Raw genomic sequence first — 13249 nt, forward strand, 5'->3', positions numbered from 1 at the left:
GCCCTGCACGGCTCCCGCGACTCGTTTCCGGCGCGGGCCCTTTCCGGCAAGTCGGCGGAACCGACCGAGCAGAATGGAACAGCCCAGTCAGCTCGACCGAACACCCGGAGTCACCGAATGACCGAATCGGCCACCAGCGCACGCCTCCCCCGAGGTAGGCACGGCCTGCCACGGGAGCAGGTGATCGCTTCGCAGCGCGAACGAATCCTCGTCGCGACGGCGGAGGCCATGGCCGAGAACGGTTACATCGGAACGTCGGTCGCGGCGATCCTCAAGCGGGCTTGCGTGTCCCGCGAGACGTTCTACGAGCAGTTCCGCTCCAAAGAAGACTGTTTCGAAGCGGCCTACCAGCGCGCGGTGCATTTGTTGCTCGACCGGATCGCCGACGCCACCGAGAGGGAAGACGCGGCGGCCGATACCGACGCCGTGGCTCGGATGGACCGGATCCTGCGCGCCTATCTCCAGTATCTGGTGGACGACCCGGCCAGCGCGCGGTTGTTCTTGGTCGAGGTCTTCGCGGTGGGGTCGGCCGCCATCGCGCGCCGGGCCCAGCTGCAAGAGCGATTCGTCGAGTTGATCGCCGGCGTGCTCGACGCGCGGACCGACCAGCAGCGTTTCGCCTGTCAGGCCCTGGCCGCGGCGGTCGGTTCGATGGTCACCGCTCGGATCGCGGCCGGAGACTCGAGCGGTCTGCAGGCGCTGCGGGAACCACTGCTGGATCTGTTGCGTCAGGGTGGCGGACTGTACGGGGCTGCGCTGGACTCGAGCGGCGAGCCATCCGCGTGAGCAGCAGCGCCGCACCGGCCAGCGCGGGAGCCAGCGCCGCGAGCCCGGCGACGGCGACACCGCCGAGGGCCGGTGCGGTCGCGCCGAGCAGGGTCGCTGCGCCGAAGTAGAGGAACAGCAGGCCCGAGCCGATGCCGATCGTGTGCTCCGGCAGATGCTTGCCGACCAGAATGCCCACCGCGATGGCGAGCGCGTCGGCGGCGACCATGCCGATGGTCGAGCCCAGCCAGACGCCTACCCAGTCGTAGTCCGTGGCCAGCGCGGCGGTCGCGAACATGGTGCGATCGCCCAGCTCGGCGAGCAGGAACGCGGACAGCACCACGAAGAACGGCGCACCGCCCACTTTCGGCGCCTTCGGCTCCGGGTCTTGCTCGCCGGTGCCGAAGTGCTCGCGCAACGTCCACAGGCCGACGGCCAGGAAGGTGACGGCGGCGATCAGCGCGATCGCTGTGGTGGGCAGCGCCGCACCGAGGAAATAGCCGATGCCGACCGAGATCAGGTGCACCGCCGCGGAGGCTGTCGCGATGCCGCCGAGCACCACCCACCAGCGGTAGCGCAGCGCGAACGTCAGCGCCATCAGCTGGGACTTGTCACCGAGCTCGGCGAGGAAGACGACGCCGATGGTGAGCAATACGGTGGCGATCATGTGTGGCGGCTCCAAGGTCTCCGGCCTGCCGACCGGAGATATGGGAACGCTCCGGCCGACAACGAAATGGTTGTCCAGGCCGAAGGTCTCGCCCACCGGCCGGAAGCCGGTTCACACAGCCGGACCCGGCCCGAGCGGGCTCGGCGGGTCAGTATGTCGACTGTGTGATTGGGGGCTACTCCCCTTCGCTGCTTGCGACTCTACCGCCACGTTCCGCTCGTGCCAACCCGCTGTAATCGAAATCGCAATGCGCACAATAAGTTTGGCGATCCACGTGCGGAATTTCGGTTACCCTCACGCGGCCAGCAGCATAGCCAGAACCGCGGTGTCGGGATCGCTGATCGGGTCCAGTCCGACCCGGCTGACCAGCGAGGTCACGGTTCCGTCCGACTCCGCCTCGACCCACGCGGCACGGTGTTCCAGCCCCAGGTGGGGCACGCCGGGCAGCAAGACGCAGCCGGAGGCCGCACCCGCGCATTCGGGTAGCGTCGGGCGGGTTTCGGACGGCGGATGCAGCATCAGCAACGCCGGTGGCACATGGTCGGCGAAACGGCCGGGTTCCACGGCCTCGTCGCCGAGTACGGGCCCTTCGGCCAGCACCAAGCCGACCGTGCCCGGGGCGGGGTCGTCGGGCAGGTCCTCACGGACTCCGAACACCGTCGAGGTGGTAAGCAGCCCGGGTAACGTGGCCACACGCACCGCTAGGACCAGCACCTGCGCCCACTCCTTGGTGGTGTCCGGCCAGCGGCCGGAGATCAAGAAGCCACGCAGCGACCCGCGCGAATGGAACGGCGTGATGCCGATCGGTTCGTTCGTGCGCATTCCTGCCTCCCGTTGTCGTACCCGGGGGCGACCTTGCCCGTTCCTTTGGGGTGGATTTCCCGAATATGAACCACGAGTCACCTGGCACACAAGTACCAAAGAGTGCCAATCGGGCGGCCGGGGGCGTGGAGGAGGGCAATCCGGCTGCGCACTCGACGGATCCCGCCCCACCTCAGGGACTCCGGATACACGCGGGGCGGGTGGCGTTCTCGGCAACATGTCCGCGTCACCGGAGAACAGAACGGGCCCGCGAATCCGGCCGCGCGTGGCGGACGGATTCGCGGACCCGGTTCCGGCGTGCCGAACAGGCTCAGCCGAAGATGAGGCCCTTGGCCTGCGAAGTCGCCTTGGCGAAGCGCTCCTGCACGTCGGCCCAGTTGACGACGTTCCAGAACGCGGTGACGTAGTCCGCCTTGACGTTCTTGTACTGCAGGTAGAAAGCGTGCTCCCACATGTCGACCTGCAGCAGCGGGATGATGCCCAACGGGACGTTGGCCTGCTGGTCGTAGAGCTGGAAGGTCAGCAGCTTCTGGCCGAGGGTGTCGAAGCCGAGCACCGCCCAGCCGGAACCCTGCAGGCCGTTGGCCGCGGCGGTGAACTGCGCGCGGAACTTGTCGAACGAACCGAACTGGTCGTCGATGGCCGCGGCCAGTTCGCCGACCGGCTTGTCGCCGCCATTGGGGGAGAGGTTCTTCCACCAGATGGAGTGGTTGACGTGCCCACCCAGGTGGAACGCGAGGTTCTTCTCGTGCAGGAAGATGGCGCTGTGATCGCCCGACTCGCGAGCGGCTTCCAGCTTCTCCAGTGCGGTGTTCGCGCCCGCGACGTAAGCGGCGTGGTGCTTGGAATGATGAAGCTCGTTGATCTGCCCGGAGATGTGGGGCTCCAGGGCGCTGTAGTCGTAATCCAGATCTGGCAGCGTGTACTCGGCCACGTTGTCCCTTCCTATGTCGGGCTGGTTGTGCCCCGTTCCGGACACAGCCAACCATCATTCGTACACCCGGTCGATTCCAACTCGGGCCCACGCTCGCGCATTCCGGTGACGCCGCTCACACCTAGCGGGTCGCGCACCGTCACATCACGCACATCGGCCCCACTGGAAACGCACGCGTAGCATCGAACCATGTCGTGGTACGACGAACTAGTGGGGCGTCTGAGCCTCCCCGAACCCGTCATGGTCGCTCCCGAGCAAGCCCTGCCCGGCCGGGCGGAACCGCTCGACGTGCCGGATACCCACTACGTCAACGGTCACCCGATCCGCCCGCCGTTTCCCGAGGGGCTCCAGCTCGCGGTCGTCGCGATGGGCTGCTTCTGGGGCGCGGAGAAAGGCTTCTGGGAACTCGACGGCGTCTACTCCACGGCGGTCGGTTATGTCGGCGGGTACACGCCGAATCCCACCTACGAAGAGGTATGCAGCGGACGGACGGGTCACGCGGAAGCGGTGCTCGTCGTGTTCGATCCCGCGGTGATCGACTACGCGGGCATCCTCAAACACTTCTGGGAGAACCACGATCCCACCCAAGGCATGCGGCAGGGCAACGACCGCGGCACCCAATATCGTTCGGCCGTCTTCACCTTCGGCGCCGAGCAGGCCGACCTCGTCGGCTCGACGGCCGAGTCCTACGGTAAGCGGCTGGCCGCGGCGGGATACGGGCAGATCACCACGGAGATCACGCCGCTGCCCGGGCTGGCGGCCTTCTACTATGCGGAGGGCTATCACCAGCAGTACCTGGCCAAGAATCCCGGGGGATACTGCCCCGTCCACGCCACCGGAGTGAGTTGCCCGGTGGGCACGGGCGCCTGAGCGCCGAGGTGCGACGAACCGCACCCGAAAGTGCGGTTCACTCGCGACGGTTCGGCGCTCAGAGCGGCGGCGCGATTCCCGGACGACTGGCTCGCGGGTCGCCCGCATCGTGCGCCCGCCACCACCGCGCGCCGCCCGCGACGAAGTCCGCCAGCGGGATCTGCTTGCCCCGCGCGTCGTACACGGTGATGTCGTCGAACCACACCCGGACGTCCAATTCGCGCGGATCGATGCCCTCCTCCTGGGAGAACTCCAGAACGTGTGCGGATTCGCGATCACCGATGCGGGTGTCGAAGCTGAGCAACTCGCTCCACAGCGCCCAACTGCTGTCGTCGAGATCGATGAACTCCCAACCGTGCAGCCGCCCGCCGCCGAAACTCCGGATCGCCTCATCCAGGCCTTCCAGTCGCAGCGGCAGCACCCTGGGTTCCAGGTCGTCCCAATGCTGCGTCCGCAGTGACGCGGCGACCCGGCTCACGCCGGTGAACGTCACCTGCACCCGATAGTCCTCCGCCGCCGTTCCGCGTTCGGGAAGAGTCAGCACTTCGAGGTCGAGTCGCAGTTCTGCGGCGGCCTCGTCGATCGCGAGGCCGAGGCACGTGGCCTCGGACAACGCGATATTGAGCCCTGCGATGTCCATTCCGTGGCGTAGCCCCCTGCTCACGTTCATGCGCCCAGGCTACCGATCGTCTTCGCCGGATCGCGGGATTTCGGCGGCGTTCTGGATTCGATGGAACCGAATGCGCCTCGGCGCCGTCCAAGTAGATATCGGACCCTCTTCGGCCGCGGGTTCCGATGTCGGCGACGAATGGCCGCTCCGGGATTGGTATGGAGGGGAGTCCCGGATCGGCCATTCGCATCGCTCGACCGTTAGGGGCTGATCCGTACTTCGATCAGGTAAAGCACGCCGAGAACGGACCAAGGGTTCGCAACGACACCAGGTCGATAGCTGATCAGTTGCTAGAAAGCCGGTTCAATCCGGCGAAACGCCTTCGACACCTGCGCCTTGTGGATCGAGCTGTGGATTATGTGGATAACTTCGCCCGAGTTATGCACAACCAGCATCGGGCGGGTGCGCGGTCGAGTTCCGGAGGGGAGAACATACCCGAAGTCGTGGCTCGCTGTCGAGGTCGCTCCCCTGGCATGGAACTGCACGGCGGTCCGCCACGCATGGCAGGATCGAATCTGTGACGAGCCCCCACGTTCCGTCGGTCACGGTGGAGGACGTGCCTGCCGAATTCGACAGCAGCGCGCCCGCGTCGGCCGACACGCCGCGATCGATCCTGCTCGACGTCCGTGAGGACGACGAGTGGCGGCTCGGACACGCCCCGGGCGCGATCCACATCCCGATGGTCGACGTTCCCGCCCGGATCGACGAGCTGGAGTACGACGCGGATCTCTACATCATCTGCAGGCAGGGCGGTCGGTCGCTTCAGGTGGTCGAATATCTCACGCACATCGGCTATGAGGCCATCCATGTCAACGGGGGCATGGTGGCATGGCAGCACGCCGGCCGCCCGCTGGTCGCGGAGGGCGACCACGAGGCGAAGATCTACTGACGAAAGAACGAGGTGCGCGGGTGAGTACGGTGGTGCAACCTTGTGCGCGCTGCGGTGCGCGCTGGGCCGTGCAAGGGGCGCCGATGCACTGGTGCCCGCGCTGCCGCGGCGTACTCCTCTCGCCGGGGCCGATCGACGCGCCCGCCGACCGTCGCAACTACCGCTGGGTGGCGCGCAAGCCCGACCAGCGCGGTCGGCGAGCGCAGTCGGCCGTCCGACCGGCCCCGCCGAGCCGCACGCCTCGGTACACGCAGATCCCGCGCTGGGGCCTGATCGACCCGCCACCGCACGCGGGCGGCGCGGCGCGTCGCCCGTTCGGCAAGTTGACCCACTCGGTGATCAGATTGCTCGTCGCGACCGCCGTCGTCTTCGGACTCGCGGCCGTCGCGGAACTGGCGCGCTACGGGGTGTTGCTGCGCAACCGGACGCGCCTGATCCACCCCGCCGTCCTCTTCGCCTCCGACGCGTTCGTGATCGGCGCCGGAGTGCTGGCGGTCGTGCTCGCGCTGCTGGCGGCCGCGGCCACCGTCGGAAGACTGATCGAGATCAGGCGCTCGGCCTACGCCGCCACGGGCAGGCGCGACCCGCGTTCGCCGCGAGCGCTCGCGTTCGGCTGCCTGATTCCGGTGGTCAACCTGCTGTGGCCGGGGGTCTTCCTGAGCGAAGTGGCCGCGTTGCAGGGTGATCCCAGGACGGGACGGGCGGTCCGGATCTGGTGGGCCGCGTGGGTCTTCGGCGGCCTCGTCACGGTGGCCGCGCTACTGTGGCGGACCGCGGATTCATTGCAAGCCGAGGCGGACGGGGTGCTGTTCACCGCGTTCACCGACGCGGTCGCCGCCGCGGTCGCGTTGCTGACCCTCTGGGTGTTGCGCACGATCGAGGGGCATGACCTGCTCGGTCGCAGCCGGACCGCGCGCCGCTGGCTGATCGCGGTCGACCCCGCGGTGCCGGTGATCGAGCCGGTGCATCCCGGCGGACGTGCACAGGCGGGCGCCGACGCGCACGAGGACAACGGTGCTGAGGACCGTGAGCAGGAGGAGGTTATGGCCAAGTGAGCCAGGGCAGTCGCGCGCCGTTCGTCGTCGCGCATCGAGGCGCCTCGGCGGCGCGCCCCGAGCACACGCTCGCCGCCTACGAGTTGGCGCTCCAGGAGGGCGCCGACGGCGTCGAGTGCGATGTCCGGCTGACCAGGGACGGACATCTGGTGTGCGTGCACGACCGCACCGTCGACCGGACCTCCTCGGGCAGCGGTCTGGTCAGCGAGATGACGTTGGAGGAGCTGCGCGCACTGGATTTCGGCGCCGACGGCGATCCGGCCTCGGTGCTGACCCTCAGCGAGCTGATCAGCCTGGTGCTGGACTGGCGTAGCAGGCCGACCAAGCTGTTCATCGAGACCAAGCACCCGGTCCGCTACGGCGCGCTGGTGGAGAACAAGCTGCTCGCCGAGCTCCAGCGCTTCGGCATCGCCACCCCCGCCTCGGCGGATCATTCCCGCGCGGTCGTCATGTCGTTCGCGGCCACCGCCGTGTGGCGCATCCGCCGCGCCGCCCCGCTGCTGCCCACCGTCCTGCTCGGCGAATCGTCGCGCTACCTGGGCGGATCGGCGGCCACCACCGTCGGCGCCACAGCCGTCGGCCCCTCGGTGAAAACACTGCGCGAGCACCCCGACCTGGTCGACAAGGCCGCCGCCGCCGGCCGCGCCACCTACTGCTGGACCGTCGACGACCCCGACGACGTCCAACTGTGCGCCGACCTCGGCGTCAGCTGGATCGCCACGAACCACCCCGGCCGCACCAAGTCCCTGCTCCCCGCCGCCTGACCCGGTTCCGCCGGAATCGGCTCCGCCGAAATCAGGCTGTCTGGGCGAACCTCCGCGAATGCGACCACGCCCGGTGGTACCAGCCGTTCCGGGCAGCAAGTATGAGGCGGGAGACAGACGCGCTCATTTGTGTTCCGGTTGTCGTGGCTTCCAACAAATCCTCGATCGTCCGTCGCTGCGACGCACGCCTCGAGCAGAGCGGAATACGGTGCGGTGAACGTTGGGGGGTGCAGGTCGGAGCGCATCGAAGTGGTCGTCGCAGGTGCGGTGGTGCCGTAGCGGAATCTCTGTGGCGTCCACGTCGATGGCGGGCGCTCGACGCCGCGCCGAGTTCGGCGGCCTTCTTCGCCACGCCCACCCGGTGAACTAGTTTGCGCGATTGCTCCCTGCCGCGACCACGCCACCTCAACCCCCGATTTCGAGCGAAGCGAGACCGAGCATCCGCCGTTCGCGGCCCGGCTCGCGTTCGAGCGCCGCCGCGTCCGCGACGAAGTCGCCAGCGGCGGTCGCTCGGACGCGAGCCATAAAGGGCCGCGAACACCCAGCGCCGCAGGCGCTGGAAAAACAAACACAGCCAAGAAACACGGTAGGTTGACCCCTCGTGGGTAAAAGCAAGCGCAACAGTCCTAAGCCCGGTGGGAACCGGGCGCAGCGTCTCGCCGAGCGGCGAGCGGCGCAGGAGCAGGCGGCACAAGTCGTCACCCGTCCGTTCGAGGGCCTGGCCGCGGAGTGCGATCTGGTCGCGCTGCGCGAATTCGTTCCCTCGGCCACCGCCCGGTTGACGCTGGCGGCCGAGGTCGCGGCGGAGCGGCCGGTCGTGCTCGCAACGGTGCTGCCCGGCGCGGTGGCCGCGTTGGTGCGCGCCGGTGACGAGCCCAGCGGTTACGTCGGCGCGCAGGTGCAGTTCCAGGGCGCGGATCCGGCCGCCGATCTGGCCGCGGCGATCCTATGGACCCAGTCCGCCGAGCCCGGTGATTCGCTGACCTCGGTGGAAAGCGTCGCGGGAGGCCCGCGGCTGGCCGATGTCATCGATCCCGCCGCGAGCCTGGACTTGACCGTGCACCAGGACTTCGACTGGTGGGTGCCCGCAGGGGTCGAGCCCGACCCGCAGGTCGCCGCCACCATCGAGCAGGCCAAGCAGGCGATCATGCCCTCGGCGCGGCTCGGGCTCGCCGCCGACACGATCGGTGCCGCCTGGTGGGTGGACGCGGGCGAGAAGGCGCACATCCGCTGGGTGCGGCCGGAGGACGAGGACGCGCTCATGCTGGCGCTGGCCCGGGTGCACGCCTCCGGCGGTCTGCACCTCGGCGAGGGTTCTCGGTTCGCGGGGTCGTTCCGCACGCACGGAGTGCTGGTCCCGGTCTTCGACCTGGACCGCGAGCGACACCCCGACGAATGGGTCGAGCCCGCAGCCGAATTCGGCGCTCGGCTGTCCGAGGCGCTGGCCGTCGACGCCCCGTTGACCTCCGACGAGCGGCGCTCCCGCGACGGCCTGCGGTCGCGTCAGGTCACCTTGCGCTGAGCCCGGATATCGCGAGACTTCGGCAGAAACGGCCTTTGTCGGCGGCGGTGTTTTCCGGTTGCCGCCGGTGCGGCTCGAAATATAGGAAAGACTCGCCAAACCACTGCGAAATGTGGTGGAACCGTCGTTTACGCCGACATTCCGACTCGCCGTCCGATAGAACGTCCAACAGCGACAGGCCCGGTTCCTGATACGGAACCGGGCCTGTTTCACCTATTCGGCGAACGCCGTCAGACGGAGCCGCCCGCCGCCGAAGGCGCGCCGGAGGCGTCGCTCGGGCCGCTCATTTCCCGGGCGACGAATTCCTCCAGGTCGAACAGGTTCGACCCGGCGCGATCGGCGATGGTGAGCAGGGTGGTCATGTTCGCGACTTCCTCGACCTGCTCCTTGAGGAACCACTGCATGAACTGTTCGCCCAGGTAGTCGCCCTCTTCGCGGGCGGTGCTCGCCAGCTGGATGATCTGCTCGGTGACCGTCTTCTCCTGGGTCAGTGCGAGCGCGATCGGCTCCCTGGCATTCTCGAACCGCGATTTCGCGGCATCGATGCCGGAAATGTCGACGCTGATATCCCGGTCCAGGAAGTACTGCACGATCATCATCGCGTGATTGCGCTCTTCGACGGCCTGCTTGTAGAACCGCTTGGCCAGCTGCGGGAGATCGGCATTGTCGAACCACACCGCAATCGCGATGTACTGATGCTCGGCATTGAATTCGTGCCGGATCTGATCGTGCAACAGGCTGTGAAATTTGCTGCGGGGTGATTCCGGATGGCTTGACATGGCATCGACATTAGCGCTGGTCAAGACCCGTGTCATCCAAGTGCAGCCTTATTGAGGCTAGTGTTGCCTAATTAATTCCTCGCCGCTCCAGCCATTTTCGGCGCCGGAATATCGGTGCGCGGCCGCGGCCGTGTCTCCCGGGCGACGAACTCCTCGACGTCGAACAACTGCCCGTCGGCACGGTCGATCACGGCCAGCAACGTGCTCATGCCGGCGACGTTCTTCACCTGATCGGCGAGGAACCACCCGATGAAGCGTTCGCCGAGATAATCGCCGGAGGTGCGGGCAGTGTGGGCCAGATCGCTGATCCGGGCGCTGCGGACCTGCTCGATCTCCAGCAGCGAAGCGACCGCGCCGCGCGGGCTTTCGAAGGTGGACTCGATCTCGTCCAAGCCGCCGATCTGCACCGGGAGATCCCGGTCCAGCAGGTACTGCACCATGCGCAGCGAATTGCCGTAGTGCTCGCGTGACCGGTCGTAGGCGTGTCCGGCCAACTGCGGCAGTCTGCGTGAGTCGAAGTACACGGCGGCCGCGAGATATTGCTGGGCAGTGGTGAATCCGTGACGGATCTGGGTGCGCAGCAAGTCGGGAAAGGACTCGTCGGCCTCGTCGATGTCCGGCATGGCATCGACGCTACCGCGTCAGCAGGTCCTCCGGGATCGGACGGTCGCCGGCGAGCGCGTCGAAGAACCGGCTCGCTTTGGCCTTGTCCCACAGCAGGACGTTGCCGCTGTCGGTGTCCTCGAATCCGCCGACCGGTACCGCCGTGGCGATGGTGTCGCCACGCAGCGCCCAGCCCAGGCCGCCCAGATCCCAGATGTGGTCGCCGTTGTCGACCTTCAGCGACTTGGCGGTGTCGGTGGCCAGCGGCCAGAGCTTGAACGGATTGGCCAGCGTGGCTCCACTGGTCGCCTTCTTCAGCAGGGCGGCCATGAAGATCCGCTGGTTGTTCATCCGGTCCAGGTCGGCGAGCGCGGTCGCGCGACTGCGGACGAAACCCAACGCCTGTGGTCCGTTGAGTCGCTGGCAGCCCGCGGGCAGGTCGATGCCGGCGAGCGGGTCGTCGATCGGTTTGGGCACGCACACGTCGATGCCGCCGAGCGTATCGACCACGCTGGCGAAGCCGCCGAAGCCGATCTGCGCGTAGTGGTCGATCCGCAGGCCGGTGGCGATCTCCACGGTCTGGACCAGCAGCGCGGGGCCGCCGATGGCGAACGCGGCGTTCAGTTTGTCCTTGCCCTGGCCCGGGATGCTGACGTACGAGTCGCGCGGCAGGCTGACCAGCGTGGTCTTCCCCGACTGCGGCACGTGCACGAGCATGATCGTGTCGGTGCGCTCGGGGCCCACCTCACCGCCGGTGGCGAGTTCCCGCTCCTGCTCGGCAGTCAGTCCGCCACGGCCGTCGGACCCGACCAACAGCCAGTTCGTGCCGGGTGTGTCGCCGACGCGCTTGGCGTAGTTCGCCAGCGCGGGGATGCGGTTGAGCGAGTTGTCCAACTTGATGACGGCGCCGACGGCGGCGAGCACCAGGACCAGCAGGATCACCAGGAACCAGCGGAAAGGGTGGCGTTTGCGGCGCGGTCGTGGAGCCCGCGGCGGACGCTCGCCGCGTGGCGGCACCGGTGGGGGGCCTTCGCGGAGCGGCCTGGGTTTCCGGGGCGGCGTGTGCGGCGGACCTTCGTGATACGGAACCGGCCGCTGTGTCGGCGCGTGCGACGGAACTTCGTGATGCGGCACCGGGCGCTGCGTGGGGGCGTGCCTGCGGGCCGGGGGCGGCGGCATTCGCCGCGCCTGTTCGGGCGGGACCTGCGAATACGCCAGCGGCTGTGCGTGGGGGTCGGCGGTTCCATCACGGCGCACGACCTGCGTGGGCTCGATCGGCGGCGGACCGCCGGACCCCGGAGGCGGCATGCGACGGCGCATCGGAGGTTCACCGGGTCTGCCGGGCGGCGGCATCCGGCGCGTATGCGCGTTGCGCTGGGGGTCGTCGCCGTTCATCACTGGAACTCTACTTATCGGGCGGTTGTGACGTGCCGCATGTGGACGCGGGCGCACGCGGAAGCGGCGCTGTTCCGTAATTCGCAGGCGGCACCAGGTTGTTAGCGCTGCCGAGGGCACAGTTGCGTCACGGCAGCCACGAAACATGGCCGCGCAGAACGGTGTAGCCGATGTAGGCGACCGCATCGATGGTCGCATGGGCGAGGACCAGCGGCCACAGCCGATTCGTGCGCTGCCAATAGCGGCCGAATATGACGCCCATCACAAAGTTTCCGAGCCCGCCGCCGATTCCTTGGTACAAGTGATAGCTGCCCCGCAGCACAGCCGAGGCCAGCAGAGCCGAGTTCGCCGACCATCCGAGCCTGCGCAGCCGGGTGAGCAGGAACGCGACCACGATGACCTCTTCGGCCAAGGCGTTCGCGCAGGCCGAGAGGACGAGCGCGGGCAGTCGCCACCAGTAGTCGCCGAGCGAGGCGGGGACTATCGTCACGCTGACGCCGAATGCGTGCGCCGCGAGATACAGCCCGAGTCCCGGCAACCCGATGATCGCGGCCAGCGTCAAGCCGGGTAGCACGTCGGCGCGCCAACGGAGCCGGTTCGCCAGCCCGATCAGTCGCGGGCCGATGCCCCCGCGCCACAGCAGATATAGGCCGAGGGCGGCCCAGCCGAGCAGCCGCAGCACGCTGAGCAGCTGGAACAGCAGGTCGATGGTGGACTGCGTGGATCGCGACGGATTCAGCGCGACGGTCCGTCCGCCGATCCCGCCCGGGGCGAGCGCGCTCTCCACCAGCGAGAGCGCGGCGCTGAGCCCGCTGAGTCCGAACGTGACCAGCAGCACCACGGCGATCTCGAGTTTGATCGCCAGCCGCTCCCGATCGGTCGGCTCGGCCTCGTCCCACTCGGCTCTGGACTCCGCGCGCATGGGTCGAATCTATTGGGCTCGTCCGGCGCGGCGCGCGGCGCGTCGGCATGTGAACTGCCTGGTGCGTCGTCGGCGTCTCCGCTGCGGCGCATGCTTCCGGGCCTGGCGTCCAACCCGGCCCGCCACTCGGTCGAGCTCGGACATCGGGTCTGCGCGCGCTGCGGCGAGCAGCCGCCACTCCGGCTCACCGGAGCATCCCTCTAAACGACGGTTCACCAAAGGAGTGCGCGACCAAGCGGCGCTGGATCAGCCCGGGCACGATGCGCTCGAGGCAGCCGGACCGCTCACCGCGGATTCGCCACAGGTCGGGATCGAACGAATCGGTGTGGTTGACGTCCGTCGTCCGCCCGCGTTGAACGAATCGGTGCGATTGCCATTCGCCGCGTCGGTGTGCGTGTCAGCTGAGCAGCCAACCGCGTCGGGATTGCGTGCGCCCAGCCGATGCGCCGCCCGTCTCTCACCCTCGTTCCCGCCGATGTCACCAGCAACGACGAGGTCAGCGCGGCCGTCGCGCGGGTCGTCGAGTCCGGCGCTCCACGCATCGTGGTCAACTGCGCCGGTTGTCCACAACCTCTGCGGGCAGGGGCCATGG

At 68.2% G+C, this 13249-nt stretch carries 13 protein-coding genes and 2 pseudogenes; 7 read left to right on the top strand and 8 right to left on the bottom strand.

Translation table 11 applies throughout. From position 1 onward, the window contains the following. Positions 1-117 precede the first annotated feature (117 nt). Positions 118-333: pseudogene (locus ABZ824_RS12015) on the top strand (helix-turn-helix domain-containing protein); the annotation flags it as partial. Between the two features lie 322 nt (positions 334-655). On the opposite strand, the gene ABZ824_RS12020 reads toward ABZ824_RS12015, so the two are convergent. The 3 genes from ABZ824_RS12020 to ABZ824_RS12030 all read right to left on the bottom strand — a co-directional run bounded on the left by ABZ824_RS12020 (position 656) and on the right by ABZ824_RS12030 (position 3188). Further along, positions 656-1432: a TMEM165/GDT1 family protein gene (locus tag ABZ824_RS12020; protein WP_356963496.1), complete on the bottom strand. Its 777-nt coding sequence runs from the start codon at positions 1430-1432 to the stop codon at positions 656-658. Between the two features lie 294 nt (positions 1433-1726). Continuing rightward, positions 1727-2254 (bottom strand): peptidase, encoded by a 528-nt coding sequence (locus ABZ824_RS12025; RefSeq protein WP_355073302.1) that lies wholly within the window; start codon positions 2252-2254, stop codon positions 1727-1729. Between the two features lie 310 nt (positions 2255-2564). Then, complete coding sequence (locus tag ABZ824_RS12030; protein WP_039794275.1) at positions 2565-3188, bottom strand: superoxide dismutase; 624 nt, start codon at positions 3186-3188, stop codon at positions 2565-2567. 189 nt (positions 3189-3377) lie between these two features. On the opposite strand from ABZ824_RS12030, the gene msrA reads away from it, so the two are divergent. Further along, a complete protein-coding gene (msrA, locus tag ABZ824_RS12035; RefSeq protein ID WP_355073300.1) occupies positions 3378-4058 on the top strand; it encodes a peptide-methionine (S)-S-oxide reductase MsrA in 681 nt (226 codons plus the stop codon). Between the two features lie 58 nt (positions 4059-4116). On the opposite strand, the gene ABZ824_RS12040 is transcribed toward msrA, so the two are convergent. Further along, a complete protein-coding gene (locus ABZ824_RS12040; protein WP_356963283.1) occupies positions 4117-4728 on the bottom strand; it encodes a hypothetical protein in 612 nt (203 codons plus the stop codon). A 556-nt stretch (positions 4729-5284) separates the two neighbouring features. Between ABZ824_RS12040 and ABZ824_RS12045 the strand changes: the two genes are divergently transcribed. The 4 genes from ABZ824_RS12045 (at position 5285) to ABZ824_RS12060 (ending at position 8958) form a co-directional block, all read left to right on the top strand. Continuing rightward, positions 5285-5617 carry a rhodanese-like domain-containing protein gene (locus ABZ824_RS12045; RefSeq protein WP_356963497.1) on the top strand — a complete coding sequence of 111 codons (333 nt, stop codon included), beginning with the start codon at positions 5285-5287 and terminating at the stop codon, positions 5615-5617. Positions 5618-5637: 20 nt separating this feature from the next. Beyond that, positions 5638-6672: a DUF4328 domain-containing protein gene (locus ABZ824_RS12050; protein WP_356963284.1), complete on the top strand. Its 1035-nt coding sequence runs from the start codon at positions 5638-5640 to the stop codon at positions 6670-6672. Then, positions 6669-7436 (top strand): glycerophosphodiester phosphodiesterase, encoded by a 768-nt coding sequence (locus ABZ824_RS12055; protein ID WP_355073296.1) that lies wholly within the window; start codon positions 6669-6671, stop codon positions 7434-7436. Before ABZ824_RS12050 ends, ABZ824_RS12055 begins: the two co-directional genes overlap by 4 nt. 601 nt (positions 7437-8037) lie before the next feature. Next, positions 8038-8958 (top strand): DUF5926 family protein, encoded by a 921-nt coding sequence (locus tag ABZ824_RS12060; protein ID WP_355073295.1) that lies wholly within the window; start codon positions 8038-8040, stop codon positions 8956-8958. Positions 8959-9188: 230 nt separating this feature from the next. On the opposite strand, the gene ABZ824_RS12065 is transcribed toward ABZ824_RS12060, so the two are convergent. From ABZ824_RS12065 to ABZ824_RS12080, 4 genes are all read right to left on the bottom strand, one after another. Next, entirely contained in the window at positions 9189-9737 is a 549-nt protein-coding gene (locus tag ABZ824_RS12065) for a ferritin (protein WP_355073293.1), read from the bottom strand. 71 nt (positions 9738-9808) lie between these two features. After that, positions 9809-10360: a ferritin-like domain-containing protein gene (locus tag ABZ824_RS12070; RefSeq protein ID WP_356963285.1), complete on the bottom strand. Its 552-nt coding sequence runs from the start codon at positions 10358-10360 to the stop codon at positions 9809-9811. Between the two features lie 10 nt (positions 10361-10370). Then, positions 10371-11735 carry an LCP family protein gene (locus ABZ824_RS12075; protein ID WP_356963286.1) on the bottom strand — a complete coding sequence of 455 codons (1365 nt, stop codon included), beginning with the start codon at positions 11733-11735 and terminating at the stop codon, positions 10371-10373. A 127-nt stretch (positions 11736-11862) separates the two neighbouring features. Beyond that, positions 11863-12657, bottom strand: a complete 795-nt coding sequence (locus ABZ824_RS12080; protein ID WP_356963287.1) for a CPBP family intramembrane glutamic endopeptidase — start codon at positions 12655-12657, stop codon at positions 11863-11865. A 456-nt stretch (positions 12658-13113) separates the two neighbouring features. Between ABZ824_RS12080 and ABZ824_RS12085 the strand changes: the two are divergent. Then, a pseudogene (locus ABZ824_RS12085) lies at positions 13114-13218 on the top strand (3-hydroxyacyl-CoA dehydrogenase); the annotation flags it as partial. Positions 13219-13249 lie beyond the last annotated feature (31 nt).

The sequence above is a fragment of the Nocardia sp. NPDC047038 genome (genome assembly GCF_040644075.1).
Lineage (GTDB): Bacteria > Actinomycetota > Actinomycetes > Mycobacteriales > Mycobacteriaceae > Nocardia > Nocardia sichangensis.

Coding starts and splice junctions, on each gene's coding strand:
- ABZ824_RS12040 (WP_356963283.1), bottom strand. CDS start 4,728: ATGAACGTGAGCAGGGGGCTACGCCACGGAATGGACATCGCAGGGCTC.
- ABZ824_RS12065 (WP_355073293.1), bottom strand. CDS start 9,737: ATGTCAAGCCATCCGGAATCACCCCGCAGCAAATTTCACAGCCTGTTG.
- ABZ824_RS12070 (WP_356963285.1), bottom strand. CDS start 10,360: ATGCCGGACATCGACGAGGCCGACGAGTCCTTTCCCGACTTGCTGCGC.
- ABZ824_RS12075 (WP_356963286.1), bottom strand. CDS start 11,735: ATGAACGGCGACGACCCCCAGCGCAACGCGCATACGCGCCGGATGCCG.
- msrA (WP_355073300.1), top strand. CDS start 3,378: ATGTCGTGGTACGACGAACTAGTGGGGCGTCTGAGCCTCCCCGAACCC.
- ABZ824_RS12025 (WP_355073302.1), bottom strand. CDS start 2,254: ATGCGCACGAACGAACCGATCGGCATCACGCCGTTCCATTCGCGCGGG.
- ABZ824_RS12080 (WP_356963287.1), bottom strand. CDS start 12,657: ATGCGCGCGGAGTCCAGAGCCGAGTGGGACGAGGCCGAGCCGACCGAT.
- ABZ824_RS12020 (WP_356963496.1), bottom strand. CDS start 1,432: ATGATCGCCACCGTATTGCTCACCATCGGCGTCGTCTTCCTCGCCGAG.